The organism is Brumicola pallidula DSM 14239 = ACAM 615, from assembly GCF_000428905.1.
GTDB classification, from domain to species: domain Bacteria; phylum Pseudomonadota; class Gammaproteobacteria; order Enterobacterales; family Alteromonadaceae; genus Glaciecola; species Glaciecola pallidula.
In genome coordinates, this window is sequence record NZ_AUAV01000008.1 from 121,043 (window position 1) to 134,332 (window position 13,290).

At 42.5% G+C, this 13,290-nt stretch carries 10 protein-coding genes; 7 read left to right on the top strand and 3 right to left on the bottom strand.

From position 1 onward, the window contains the following. Window positions 1-61 precede the first annotated feature (61 nt). Window positions 62-1,858 carry a YifB family Mg chelatase-like AAA ATPase gene (locus G399_RS19980; RefSeq protein ID WP_026843369.1) on the bottom strand — a complete coding sequence of 599 codons (1,797 nt, stop codon included), beginning with the start codon at window positions 1,856-1,858 and terminating at the stop codon, window positions 62-64. Window positions 1,859-2,338: 480 nt separating this feature from the next. Between G399_RS19980 and ilvA the strand changes: the two genes are divergently transcribed. Continuing rightward, the gene (ilvA, locus tag G399_RS0102140; protein ID WP_051288462.1) at window positions 2,339-3,913 is read left to right on the top strand and encodes a threonine ammonia-lyase, biosynthetic; all 1,575 of its coding nucleotides are present in this window, start codon (window positions 2,339-2,341) and stop codon (window positions 3,911-3,913) included. Between the two features lie 13 nt (window positions 3,914-3,926). Here ilvA and plsB read toward each other — a convergent pair whose 3' ends face one another. Beyond that, window positions 3,927-6,362, bottom strand: a complete 2,436-nt coding sequence (gene plsB / locus G399_RS0102145; protein WP_006009228.1) for a glycerol-3-phosphate 1-O-acyltransferase PlsB — start codon at window positions 6,360-6,362, stop codon at window positions 3,927-3,929. 199 nt (window positions 6,363-6,561) lie between these two features. On the opposite strand from plsB, the gene lexA reads away from it, so the two are divergent. The 5 genes from lexA (at window position 6,562) to G399_RS0102170 (ending at window position 12,127) form a co-directional block, all read left to right on the top strand. Further along, window positions 6,562-7,182, top strand: a complete 621-nt coding sequence (gene lexA, locus G399_RS0102150; RefSeq protein WP_026843371.1) for a transcriptional repressor LexA — start codon at window positions 6,562-6,564, stop codon at window positions 7,180-7,182. Between the two features lie 618 nt (window positions 7,183-7,800). After that, a complete protein-coding gene (coxB, locus tag G399_RS0102155; protein ID WP_193362902.1) occupies window positions 7,801-8,916 on the top strand; it encodes a cytochrome c oxidase subunit II in 1,116 nt (371 codons plus the stop codon). A 12-nt stretch (window positions 8,917-8,928) separates the two neighbouring features. Continuing rightward, entirely contained in the window at window positions 8,929-10,539 is a 1,611-nt protein-coding gene (gene ctaD, locus G399_RS0102160) for a cytochrome c oxidase subunit I (RefSeq protein ID WP_006009233.1), read from the top strand. 17 nt (window positions 10,540-10,556) lie between these two features. After that, window positions 10,557-11,216, top strand: coding sequence for a cytochrome c oxidase assembly protein (locus G399_RS0102165; protein ID WP_006009234.1), 660 nt, complete (start codon window positions 10,557-10,559; stop codon window positions 11,214-11,216). 11 nt (window positions 11,217-11,227) lie between these two features. Beyond that, on the top strand, window positions 11,228-12,127 hold the full coding sequence (locus tag G399_RS0102170) for a cytochrome c oxidase subunit 3 (RefSeq protein ID WP_006009236.1): 900 nt from the start codon (window positions 11,228-11,230) through the stop codon (window positions 12,125-12,127). 97 nt (window positions 12,128-12,224) lie between these two features. Here G399_RS0102170 and G399_RS0102175 read toward each other — a convergent pair whose 3' ends face one another. Then, on the bottom strand, window positions 12,225-12,434 hold the full coding sequence (locus G399_RS0102175; RefSeq protein ID WP_006009238.1) for a DUF2909 domain-containing protein: 210 nt from the start codon (window positions 12,432-12,434) through the stop codon (window positions 12,225-12,227). Window positions 12,435-12,506: 72 nt separating this feature from the next. Between G399_RS0102175 and G399_RS0102180 the strand changes: the two genes are divergently transcribed. Continuing rightward, the gene (locus G399_RS0102180) at window positions 12,507-13,289 is read left to right on the top strand and encodes an SURF1 family protein (RefSeq protein ID WP_026843373.1); all 783 of its coding nucleotides are present in this window, start codon (window positions 12,507-12,509) and stop codon (window positions 13,287-13,289) included. Window position 13,290: the final 1 nt, after the last annotated feature.

Genomic DNA, 13,290 nt, shown 5'->3' on the forward strand with positions numbered 1-13,290 from the left:
CCTATGAGGCGATTGGACACGCAAAATGAAGCAATTTTTTAAGTGGATCAGGGTAGCTAGTTCACTCAGTGAGTTCAGTTAACATTCGGTCAAAGCTCCTAAAACTAAGAGCTTCGGCCAAATGTTGCTGATTCACGCGTTCAACGCATGCTAAATCTGCAATAGTTCGTGCCACTCGCATTGTTCGGTGATAAGCACGCATCGATAAATTCATACTCTGCATAGCTTTACTTAAAAATAAACTTTCCGTTTCACTTAATGGACAATACTGCTCAATTTCGCTACCACTTAAGCTTTTATTTAACTTGCCCTGACGTTTTAATTGGCGTTCTTGAGCCGCTACTACACGGCTTTTAACGATTGCACTGCTCTCAATACCAGAGCTCTCAATACCAGAGCTCTCAATACCAGAGCTCTCAATACCAGAGCTCTCAATACCAGAGCTCTCAATACCAGAGCTCTCAATACCAGAGCTCTCAATACCAGAGCTCTCAATACTAGAGCTCTCAATACCAGAGCTCTCATTACTAATGGGGGATCCAGAGGCGGGGATCTCATCATAGGGTCGATCAATACAGGAGGCGAGCTCCGAATTTGACGATACTTTCAAAAGATGGACATTACTGCTTATATTTGTTGGCTTGGTATCAATAAGAGATTTGCTTTGGTGTTTTATTTTTAAGGCTTTACTCAAATCGATTTTTGGCACATTGACTTGGAGGTCAATGCGATCAAGAAAAGGACCCGAAATTCGATTCAAATAACGAAGTACTTGGTCGGGGTTTGAGCGTTGATCATCTATATCACCCGTTGGGCTTGGATTCATGGCGCAGACTAATTGAAAGTCAGCTGGATAAACCACTTTCTGTGCCGCGCGTGAAATATTGATTTCACCGGTTTCCATGGGTTCGCGTAGCACATCTAATATGTGCCTGCCGAACTCAGGTAGTTCATCCAGAAATAAAACTCCTTTGTGTGCGAGTGAAATCTCTCCTGGCTTTGGATAGCTGCCCCCACCCACCAGTGCAATAGCTGAACAGGTATGGTGAGGCTGCCTAAATGCGCGATTACGCCACGTTGATGGACAAATTTGATCACCCGAAATAGACCGAATGGAAGCTGATGTTAATGCTGATTCTTCGTCCAACTCTGGCATAATTGACAATAGTCTATTCGCCAACATACTTTTCCCTGTTCCGGCGGGGCCAAAAAATAGAATGTTGTGGGCCCCCGCTGCGGCAATTTCTAAGGCTCTTTTGGCGTGCTGTTGCTCGACAATTTCCGACATGTCACCATATATAGAGGGCGTTACTTTTACTTTTTTGGTGATGTGGGCACTTATTTTACGTTTGTTACAAAGGTGCAAATACACCTCTGTGAGTGAATTGGCGGCGATAATTTGCGCTGCACTTACTAAGGTTGCTTCATCACCGTTGCTCTTTGGTAGCACTAGTTGTCTGTTTGACTTTGAGGCTGCAAATGCCATAGGTAATGCACCCTGTATTGGGCGTAAATTGCCCGACAAAGCCAACTCGCCGACAAATTCATATTGGCTCAAATCGACTCTTTTAAGTTGTTCACTGGCCGCGATGATGCCAATCGCAATGGCTAAGTCAAAGCGACTTCCTCCTTTTGGTAAATCGGCAGGCGCCATGTTTACCGTGATCCTTTTTGCAGGAAATTCAAAGTCAGAATTGATAATGGCGCTGCGGACACGGTCTCTTGATTCTTTTACGGTCGTTTCTGGCAAGCCCACCAAGTTAAATGCGGGTAGTCCATTTGACAAATGCACCTCAATTGTCACTAGCGGTGCAGCAACCCCCAAATTAGCCCGGGTGTAAACGATGGATAAAGACATGCAGTAAATCCTATTGATTTCATTTACCATAGCCTATTGGATGGACGCAATAAAAACAGCTGACCTTTGTGAGAGTATTCTTAAGAAACCCTTGCGAAGCACCTAGAATTAGGGCACATTGTTCATGTGACGACCCTATGAATCAATATTTTCAAGCATCTTCGTAACACCGACATACACACAAAATGTGCAATGACGGTAGTTGAGCGAGGGCGCAGTGCATTCTCAGGATCCACAAAACCCTCGACTGAAGAGGGTTTTTTGGTTTTAACGCCCTTACTCTTTTAACGGATATCTTGCTTTAGATTTGCTAACACATTGTAAAAGTGGTGTTTGCAAAAGCGGGTAGATAAGATGCACTGTTCAACGCATAGATGCGGGGCTTAGCTTTGATAATAAATGTCAAGTAAGCCACGCTGTTAAAGGCAATGTGCGTGAGCCATCAAAATTGGATTATTAATGCAGTCAAATAACGTAAATATGAACAACGCGGCTCCAAAGAGTTCGACAGCCACAAGTCTACTGTCGCCATATCAATATTTAACTAAAATATTATGCGCACCTGTGTATGAGGCCGCAATTAATTCGGATATGGATTATTTAGCTAGTTTGTCGACTGAGCTTAAAAACAAAGTTTATTTGAAACGTGAGGATCAACAGCCGGTTAAGTCGTTTAAAATTAGAGGGGCTTATAATTGTATTCGCCACCTCACTGATGAACAAAAAGCAGCAGGGATTGTTGCTGCTTCAGCAGGTAATCACGCACAAGGTGTCGCTTATGCTGCTAAAAAGTTAAATATTAAAGCGACAATTATAATGCCCGAAACCACGCCTGAGATTAAGGTAGAGGCGGTAAAGCGTTTTGGTGGTAATAACGTCACAGTAGTGCAATCGGGGACAAGTTTTGATCAGGCCAGTGATTTAGCCAAAAAATTGTGTGCTGAAAATGGTTATTCGATGATACCGCCCTTTGATCATCCTGATGTCATTGCAGGACAGGGGACGATAGCGAAAGAGATGTTGGAACAAAACCCCAACTTAGAATACTTGTTTGTGGCGGTGGGTGGTGGTGGTTTGGCTGCTGGGATCGCGATTTACGTAAAGCAACTGCGTCCTGACATCAAAATTATTGGTGTAGAGTCTGTTGAGTCTGCCTGTTTAACCGCGGCAATGGAGAAAGGTGCACCTGTTACTTTGCCGACCGTCGGTATTTTCGCAGATGGCGTTGCAGTGAAAACTATTGGCAGCGAAACTTTCAGATTATGCCAAGAATACTTGGATGATGTAATTACCGTTTCAAATGATGAAATTTGTACCGCAATTAAAGACATTTTTGACGATACGCGAGTGATAGCTGAACCCGCGGGGGCCTTATCAGTGGCTGGTATTCGCAAATATACCAAGCAATACAAGCTTCAAGGCGCGGTGATTGGCGGTGTTTTATGTGGTGCGAATATTAATTTTCACACACTTCGATATGTATCCGAACGCTGTGAATTAGGCGAGCAAAAAGAAGCTGTTTTCGCCGTAAAAATACCCGAGGCAAAAGGCTCATTTAAGGCTTTCTGTGCCATGTTAGGTGGTATCACAATAACTGAATTTAATTATCGCTATGCAAAAAGTGACGAAGCGCACATTTTTGTCGGGGTTAAGCTAAAACGCGGTATGCTAGAGTTGCAAGCGTTGTTAAAGCGACTGAATAAAAATGGTTACGAGTGTTTCGATATGTCGGATAACGAGTTAGCCAAGTTGCACGTTAGACATATGGTCGGTGGTAAGCCGCAAGAGCATATCAACGAGCATATATTCTCTTTTTCCTTCCCTGAATACCCTGGTGCGCTAATGCACTTTTTAACAAAATTAGGAGAGCAATGGAATATCACGCTGTTCCACTATCGCAATCATGGTGCCGCCGAAGGTTTAGTTTTAGCCGGCTTTGATATTGATGACGATAAGCGCTCGTTATTTGATTTGCATGTCAGCGAGCTTGGCTTTGAAATGCATGAACACAAAGATAATCCTGCGTATAGATTGTTTTTATCAGGGCAGAATTAATCTGCCTTCTTGCTTATATTTTCTCTAAATGCTGGGCGATTTCAGGCCAAACTAACTCCATAATGGCTTTTTTTAAGGCTAAGCTGTCTTCTGAAAATTCTAGGGTCCCGCTCTCGAGCGTGTTGAGTAATTTGTTTTCACGCAATGCGTTTACGAACGACCCCAATACATTTTTATCATAAAACTCTGGTGAGCTCATTCCATAAAGTGTTGAAAGGCGTTCGGCAATAACACAGCTTTGCTTCTCTAAATGAGAGCGGGCAATGGTTTTTTCTTTTTCCAAAACTCTTAATACGACCGCATAACGTTGCCAGGTTTCTTGCATTGCACGACTCAATAACCAAGCCGAGTGGAAACCGTCGTCACTCGACGAGGGTGGTGATAAAAAGTCTCCGTCTTGCTTCAATAAACCCTGCTTTTTCATTTGCACAATAAGCGCTTCAGCATGTTCAAGAGCTTGCTCTAAAGAGAAATGCATAAAGAATTCACGTTTTAGTAAAGGATAGAGTTTGGCAACCATCTCAATGACCGCTGAGTTCTGCGTTTTTTTGTGATTGAAAATCACCGCCATGATCAAACTTGGTAAAGCGAACACGTGCAAAATATTGTTGCGATAGTAAGTAAGTAGTGCCGCGGTATCCTCTTTGGCGGCGACTAATTTTCCGTATTGGTCGCTTGATTGTTGAAATCGATTGAGTGCCAGCGTGGTTTGCACTAATTCCTGTGCCGGTTCTTTTGGCAGTGTAAAATCGACACTAAAAGGGACTTCTGTCAACAGTGATAAGTAATCTTTGATTGCTCTAGTTAGTTCTGATCCACTCATAGCGTGAGTTTTCGATGAAAGCAAGCATAGCGCAACTAACGCAGTGCCGTTCAATGCTGCGGCTCGGTTAATTCGCGTCATGATGGTGTTAGCAAGCACATTTACTGCCGGTGTTAGCCACGCCGGTTTCTTATCCGGGTCATCCGATGTTGTTACGCTCCAATTTTCTACGTGTTTGTCCAGGAATTGGTTAATCTGCAAGGGCTCACCGAAGTTCACGAAACCATGGCCATAGTTTTTGAGTTTGCGAATTGCTGAAAATACCTGAGTTGGCGATTCTTTTTTCTTGCCCTTTCCTCTGAGCTCCTTTTGATAGCTCTTTACTTCCATTACATGCTCGTAACCTAAGTAAACAGGGACAATCGAAACCGGTCGATTGATGCCTTTAAGCGCCGCTTGCAGGGTCATTGCTAGCATACCCGTTTTAGGAGGCAGTAAGCGTCCGGTTCGTGATCGTCCACCCTCTGGGTAATATTTAACTGAATACCCGCGGTTAAATAGTAGCTCTAAGTATTCTCTAAAGGTCGCTGTGTAAAGTTTATTACCGGCAAAACTGCGGCGTAGAAAAAATGCACCGCAACGTCTAAATATCTTACCGACTGGCCAAAAGTTGAGATTTATACCGGCTGCAATATGGGGCGTAACCAAGCCCTCATGATGAATTACATAGGTTAACAATAGATAATCCATGTGCGAGCGATGACAAGGTACGTAAATAATTTCATGACCATTTTGCGCCAGTTCACGCACTCGATAAGCGTGGCCAACATGTATACCGTTATAGATTTTATTCCAAATGCGGCCCAATATGCGTTCGCTGATGCGAATAAGACCCACGCGATAGTCCGCTGCAATTTCATCGATATAGCCGATGGCTAGTTTTTTTGCTTCTTGGGTGCTGATATTTTTCTGCCGCATGGTGTCTAACATGGCTTGTTTAACTGAATCGGAGCCTAGCAATGAGTTGTACAAGGTTGAACGTTCTAAAAGTGTTGGACCGTTCAAAACTTGGCGCTTGCGTTGAAAGTGAGTCCTTGCTACGCGGACTAATTTTTGAGATATCTTTTGATTTGAACCATGCAGCTGTCCCATCTGCTTTGTGGATACGGCTTTACTGTAACTGACCACATTGTCACGCCCCAAAAAGATAACAATGAGGAGTTTTCTCAACCAACTAGGAGAGGCTCTGTCGGCTAATAATTGCGCAAACCCAGAGGACTTTTTACTAGCTGATCTGCCCCAAGAGATAAACACGGGCACTACTTGTAAATCAAGATCCGGATTTTCGCGATGCAAATGGAACATGTTTGTAAACACATCCTCAATGCTGGTCTTCTTCACTTTTCTTGATAGTAAGCTTTGCGGTCGAGTTAAGAAGTAACAACGTTTATGCTCTTCTCCCAAGAATTCAATAGATGAAGTGGGATCAGGCAAGCCTAAACCGGCTGCCGACTTTTGCAAAGCAGCGAGGTCAGTAATTGATTCGGTTTGAATCAAGTACAAGAGAGGTTTCTTTTTATCTATACCTAGTTCAACTTCAATATTCGCAGGAACGCTGTTAACAGAAATCAGCCAACGAATGGGTAAAGTGAATATTTTAAGAAAAAATGCGCGTGCGCCAGTCATGAAGTTTTCCAGATAAAAGTCAATACGCCATAATAATATCACGACAGTTTAGCATTGCTTTAGTTCGTTTATATACAAATTGCATACTTAAGTGATTGTTGTTTTTACGATCGTTTTCAAACAAATAATGATTTGATCGTTGCCATTTGCGTTTTCCCGTATATACTTGAATTTAACTGTATAGAAAAACAGGCTGTTTATGCGTCCACTAACTCCCAGGCAACAAGAAGTACTCGACCTCATTAAGAGCACGATGATCGATTCGGGCATGCCGCCCACTCGTGCTGAAATAGCGCGTCATTTAGGTTTTAAATCGGCTAATGCCGCGGAAGAACATTTAAAAGCACTCGCTAAGAAAGGCGTGATCGATATTATTCCTGGAACATCGCGTGGCATTAGGTTGAATTGCGCCTTGGACGATGAAGCCCAAGAAGGTTTACCACTCATTGGTCGCGTTGCGGCGGGTGAACCCATTTTGGCAACTGAACATGTTGAATGTCACTACAAAATTGACCCTAATCTGTTCAAGCCAAATGCCGATTTTTTGTTAAGAGTCAGCGGTATGAGTATGAAAGATATCGGCATTATGGATGGCGATATCCTGGCGGTGCATCGCACAACAGACGTTCACAATGGTCAAGTTGTGGTGGCTCGGGTTGACGAAGATGTCACGGTAAAACGTTTCGAAAAACGCGGTAGCCAAGTATTACTGCATGCAGAGAACGAAGCATTCGCTCCTATTAAAGTTGATTTAGCTTCTCAGCCGTTCAATATTGAAGGAATTGCTGTGGGCGTTATCCGAAATTCAGAATGGATGTAGTGTTGGGCAAGCTATATATGCTTACTCGCAAATAAAAAATATCGTAGTTTAAAAGACCGCTATTTAGCGGTTTTTTTTTCCTTAGGCCCCGTCGCAATATCCAACCTATAAATACCCCTTTGTTTTAAGTCTGTTCATAATGGCCATCATTCTTGCCTTGGGCACCCTAGAATCTGTCTGTATATTAGCAACATTGATATGCAATATTACGAGTTCCATTTGCCTATTATTGCATGGTATTTCATTAGCTTGCGTGCATTATCTGTTTTCTACAGGGTTAATCGAAGAGTACAATAATGGGGCTAACAAAAGCACAAGTAAATGCGATAAATCGTTTGATACGCATTACTGCTTATTCATTGAACACGTCGGTCCAGCTAAATTCGACTAGTTTATAAACGTAGTGTTTAAAAATTAATCGCTATAAGCATATTCAATCTAATTTCAAGAAAACACTAGACTATGCAGGGACTTTGTTTAATCATTGCACTGTGATTTACATCAAGATAACAAAACAAACAAAATCTTCACACTAAATGTTAAAAATTAACAACTCGACGAAGAAGATTAGAGAGGAGTACCAAAGTGAATCGAATATTTACATTGCTAATCGGCGTTATGTTGACGTTTAGTAATTCAGCAATAGCCACAACCGCCGCAGAGCGTTCCAACGTCAACATGCGCCCAGGAGCAAGTGACATCAGTTTGGAGGTTTATGAGTTGCACATGCTGATGCTTTGGATCTGTGTTGTCATTGGAGTCCTCGTGTTCGGGGTGATGTTTTATTCGATGGTGATGCATCGTAAATCTACCGGCGCGAAAGCCGCTAATTTTCATGAAAACGTAAAAGTCGAAGTTTTGTGGACTGTTATTCCGTTTATTATTCTGATTGCCATGGCTTGGCCAGCGGCAACAACGCTTATAGCGATGGAAGATACCAGTGAGGCTGAGGTTACGATATTAGTGACCGGCTCGCAGTGGAAATGGCATTATAAATATCAAAATAATCCAGAAGTTGAATTCTTTTCTTTACTTGCAACCCAGCGAGAACAAATTAGCAACAAATTCACTAAAGGCGACAATTATCTGCTAGAAGTAGATCGTCCATTAGTCATCCCAACAGGTAAAAAAGTCCGCTTTTTGATCACCTCCGATGACGTTATTCATTCGTGGTGGGTACCTGATTTTGCGATTAAAAAAGATGCTAATCCTGGGTTTATCAATGAAGCTTGGACTAACGTAAATGAGCCCGGCATCTATCGTGGTCAATGCGCTGAACTCTGTGGTAAAGACCATGGTTTTATGCCGATTGTGGTGATTGCCAAAGGGCCTGCTGAATACAGTGCATGGGTGCAAGAACAAGAGAGCGCAGCGAGAAGAGCAAACGAAGAAGAGCAACGTTTACTTGCGATGAACATGAGCATGGAAGAGTTGATGACGCAGGGTAAAAAAGTGTATGACACGGCCTGCGTCGCTTGTCACCAAGCAAACGGTGGCGGTTTACCACCCATGTTCCCAGCCTTAAAAGGCAGCAAAATTGCCATAGAAAAACAAAATATTCCGGTACATATAGACAATATCATTAACGGTAAAAATAATATGCCAGCCTTTGGCAAGCAGTTATCCATGTCTGAAATAGCCGCTGTGGTTACTTATGAGCGAAATGCTTGGGGTAATAATACCGGCGACATGGTGCAGGCCAAAGATGTTAATTTTGTGATTAACGGTAAATAGGAGGTCATCAAAATGAGTACAGAAACTTTAAACGACGCACATGATTCGCCCGATGGCCACGACGCCCATCACGAGCATCATATTCCTAAAGGCATTTTAAGATGGCTATTCACCACTAACCATAAGGATATAGGAACACTTTATCTTTGGTTTGCTTTCATCATGTTTTTGATTGGTGGTGCAATGGCCATGGTTATTCGCGCCGAATTATTTCAACCGGGCCTACAAATAGTTGATCCTCACTTTTTTAACCAGATGACCACAGTACATGGTTTGATTATGGTTTTTGGTGCCGTTATGCCGGCCTTCACAGGTTTAGCTAACTGGATGATACCTATGATGATTGGCGCGCCAGATATGGCATTGCCACGGATGAATAACTGGAGCTTCTACATCCTTCCATTTGCCTTCATAATTCTGCTTTCTTCATTATTTATGGATGGCGGCGGTCCCGCATTTGGTTGGACTTTCTACGCGCCTCTATCAACTCAATACAGTGGCGACAGTACCGCTTTATTTGTATTTTCAGTTCACATTATGGGTATTTCATCGATTATGGGTGCGATCAACGTCGTTGTGACCATTCTAAACATGCGTGCGCCAGGTATGACCTACATGAAAATGCCACTGTTTGTCTGGACTTGGTTGATCACCGCATTTTTACTTATTGCCGTTATGCCAGTGCTTGCAGGTGCGGTAACAATGGTACTCACCGACAAGTTCTTTGGTACTAGCTTCTTTGATGCCGCCGGTGGTGGCGACCCAGTAATGTTCCAACATATTTTTTGGTTCTTCGGTCACCCCGAAGTTTACATCATGATATTGCCTGCTTTCGGTATTATCTCGGCTATTGTGCCCACATTCTCACGTAAACGGCTATTTGGTTACGCCTCAATGGTATACGCAACCGCGTCTATCGCGTTATTGTCATTCATTGTTTGGGCGCATCACATGTTTACCACGGGCATGCCGGTAGCCGCAGAGATGTTCTTTATGTTTGCTACCATGCTAATTTCAGTGCCAACCGGTGTGAAGGTATTTAATTGGGTAGCAACGATGTGGCGCGGATCGTTGACCTTTGAAGTGCCAATGATGTTTGCGATTGCCTTTATTGTTTTATTTACTATTGGTGGCTTGTCTGGCTTGATGCTTGCGATTATACCTGCTGATTTCCAATATCATGACACTTATTTTGTGGTTGCTCACTTCCACTACGTGCTCGTAACAGGCGCTTTGTTCTCTATTATGGCGGCGGTTTACTATTGGTTGCCAAAGTGGACCGGTAAAATGTTCGATATTACCTTAGCAAAATGGCATTTCTGGTGCTCACTGATTTCGGTTAACGTGTTGTTCTTTCCTATGCATTTTGTAGGACTAGCAGGCATGCCTCGTCGTATTCCCGACTATGCATTGCAATTTGCTGACTTCAACAAGTGGATCAGCATCGGCGGGTTCGCGTTTGGCTTATCTCAATTGATTTTCCTAGCGCTAATTATCAAAGCGTGCCGGAAAATTGGTGAACCGGTATCTGATCAAGTTTGGGAAGGTGCTGAAGGCTTAGAATGGGAAATTCCATCTCCTGCGCCTTACCATACTTTTTCAACACCACCGCTTATAAAATAAACGAGGATAGCTAAGGTATGTCTGAACAGCCTGAATCTAAAAGTACAGCTGAAAAACCCAATGTTGCGCTCGAGAATGAGCGAACAGCGCATGCTGAGATACCAAAAACACGTGCTCAGATGGCGTCTGAAAACGCCAAAACAGCCAAGAAACTGGTGTTTGTTGTGATTGGTATGTTGGGTTTTAGTTTTGCCTTAGTGCCCTTATATGATGTGTTTTGTGATCTTACCGGCATTAATGGCAAACCATCAAACGAGGCGGCTGTTTATGAATCGGTCGTAATAGACGAGTCTAGGACGATAAAAGTTGAATTTATTACGCGTACGCATTCTGGTATGGCCTGGGAATTTAGTGCGCAGACTGCTGAAATTAGATTACACCCAGGCGAAATGGGTGAAGTTGAGTTTTATGTTCGTAATCCAACTGAGCATGACATTATCGCACAAGCTATACCTTCAATATCACCCGGGATTGCTGCTTTGTATGTTAACAAAACAGAGTGTTTTTGCTTTAAACATCAACCACTAAAAGCCGGTGAAGAGGCAATAATGCCCATGAAGTTTTATGTTGACCCACAACTGCCAAAAGAGTTTACGTTTTTTACATTGCAGTACACGCTATATGACATATCTGCAACAGTACAACCTGCTGTTGTCGTTGCCATGGACAATAGCTAATGGAGAATAAAATGGTTGAAGAGAAACACGAAAAATATTATGTACCCGATCAAAGCATCTGGCCCATCATTGGCGCTGTGGCGTTATTTTTAATCGCCGTTGGTGCTGGCAATTTTGTTATCGAAACTACCCGTGATAAAAGTGGCTATGGTTTCTATACGCTCATGGCAGGCTTTGCCTTATTGCTAATCATGCTCACGGGCTGGTTCAAAAACCAAATCGACGAGTCAATGAGCGGTCTTTACAGCGCCCAGTTAGGGCGTTCCTATAGACAAGGTATGGTGTGGTTCATATTTTCTGAAGTCATGTTCTTTGCCGCATTCTTTGGTGCTTTATTTTATGCTAGAACAATTAGTATTCCATGGTTAGGCGGAGCATCTAATAATGCGAGTACAAACGAAGTCTTATGGAATGGATTTGAAGCCACATGGCCTTTATTAATAACCCCAGCGGATGCAATAACGACAGGTGAGGCTTCAACCAAAGCCATGCCGTGGACTGGACTTCCGCTTATTAACACCGCCATATTATTAGCTTCTTCAGTAACATTGCATTACGCCCACGTTGGCCTAGAAAAAGTCAAAAGAACGCAACTGATGGTATTACTTGGAGCGACTATTGTATTAGGTTGTATTTTTGTTTTTTTACAAGTTCAAGAATATGTTCACGCTTATGTCGATTTGGGCTTGAAGCTTGATTCAGGTGTTTACGGTAACACGTTTTTTCTATTAACCGGTTTCCATGGGATGCATGTTACGTTAGGAACAATCATACTTATGGTCTTATTCGGTCGATGTTGGAAAGGGCACTTTACGCCCAAAGACCATTTTGCATTCCAAGCAGGTAGTTGGTATTGGCATTTTGTTGACGTCGTTTGGGTAATGCTATTTTTCTTTGTTTATATTTTGTAGAGACAAAAAGGCTATTTCAAAAGAAATGGCCTTTATATTTGCGAGCAGGGTTAGTTTATTCATTAACGCGATTTAGTCAGTTTTTTATTAACGTTAATTAATACGGTGTTGGGTTGGGTTGGATGATACCTGTTGCTACCGCAATGAGGATAAGTCCAACAATGAGGGCGGATGCAAGTACACGTCTACCAATGTATTTACTCATGTTTTGGTTTTGATCGTTTTTCAGCATGATCATCATTGCTTGAAAGAGACTATACACCATGAAAATGAGTAGTCCGCCAATTGTCAATTTTACATATAACATTTGCACTCTCCCTAAATATTAGTTCACTCTGTTAAAGAGTTCCAAAGGATGTTGAAAGGTCATTATAAGAATATGTGGATTCGAAAACTTCCTATACTACCTACCATAATCACTTTATTGTGTGTTGTCATTATGTTTGGTTTGGGTATTTGGCAATTAGAACGAAAAGCAGAGAAAGATATCCGCTTAGCGCAAATTAATGAGCGCCAATCGAATAGGCCTTACAAGCTCTTTGAACTATTACTTGAACAGACCGTCAGTAATAAAGATGCCGATATTCAAGACTTCCCCGTGAGCTTTAGTGGAACCGCGCAAATGGATAGTTTGTTTTTTATTGATAATAAAATAGTCTCAGGTAAGACCGGCTATCAGCTTGTGGTGCCAGTAATGACGATTGCAGGTGATATCGTGCTGACCAATTTTGGTTGGCTTAGGGGTAACGTCAGACGGGGTCAATTGCCGTCGTTAACTTCGCAGGTTACGGCTTTATTTAGCAATCAATCACGACAATTTACTGGGGTCGTGAGTTACCCATCAATGAACACCATGGTATCGGAAACTAATATTGCCTTTGGCGAGTTTCCAGCACTACTGCAACAAATAGACATAAGGCAAATCAAACAACACTTAAGTGCTACTGGGTTTTTAACGTCAGGAAAACTCTTTCCCTTCGTTGTCAATTTATCGCCGCAGCCTGATTCGGAATTTGTGCGCAATTGGCAACCCGTTGTGATGAGCCCCGACAAACACTTAGGTTATGCTGTCCAATGGTTTGGCTTAGGCATTGCTGCACTGACAATTTATCTTCTAAGCCTGATGAAGCTATTTAACACTAAAAATAATAAAGAGAATTAAC